This is a genomic window from Aminobacter sp. P4_D5 (genome assembly GCF_056401815.1).
Map to the genome: position 1 here is coordinate 1 of NZ_JBFUIP010001342.1, position 528 is coordinate 528.

The 528-nt window shown below is 61.0% G+C and carries 1 protein-coding gene; it reads right to left on the reverse strand.

The genetic code is table 11. From position 1 onward, the window contains the following. On the reverse strand, positions 1–368 hold a 368-nt coding region (locus AC1DWF_RS38300), incomplete at its 3' end, for a DUF6538 domain-containing protein (protein WP_476843620.1). Positions 369–528 lie beyond the last annotated feature (160 nt).

A 528-nucleotide genomic window follows, 5' to 3' on the forward strand; every position in this document is an offset into this window, starting at 1 on the left:
GGCTTCCGCTCAGTCTGCCAAGCCAGGAGTATCGTCTCGGCTGCCAGCGCGTTCGTTCTCTTCCTTTGATTGCCGATAGGCGCTTGGACCGCCTGAGCCTCCACCGGGTGGGTCGTCGCGCTGCTGGGCGCCTCGAGTTCACATTGGGGCGGAGTCTCATGTTGGCGGTCAGCACCGGCCAGAGCTGCACGTCGCATGGCTTCGATTTTCGCGAGGGCCTTAGCCGCCTTCTGGCGGGCCTCTGACTGGTCCTTCGTATCGAGGCTCACAATCCACTCGCGCACGCCGGCAGCCTGCCGCAGTGCGGCAGGAACAGCTTTCCGGACTCGATAAATTCCAGTCTTCGGGTGCTTGGTCGGTCGGGTCATCGCAAGGGCCACTTGTATCACCCCTTTGTAGCAGTGGGGAGACGTAAGGCCCTGATTTTCCCGATTATCCCGCCCCATCAAGGGGGTAGGATGGTGCTGTTGGAGAGGATTGAACTCTCGACCTCTCCCTTACCAAGGGAGTGCTCTACCACTGAGCTAC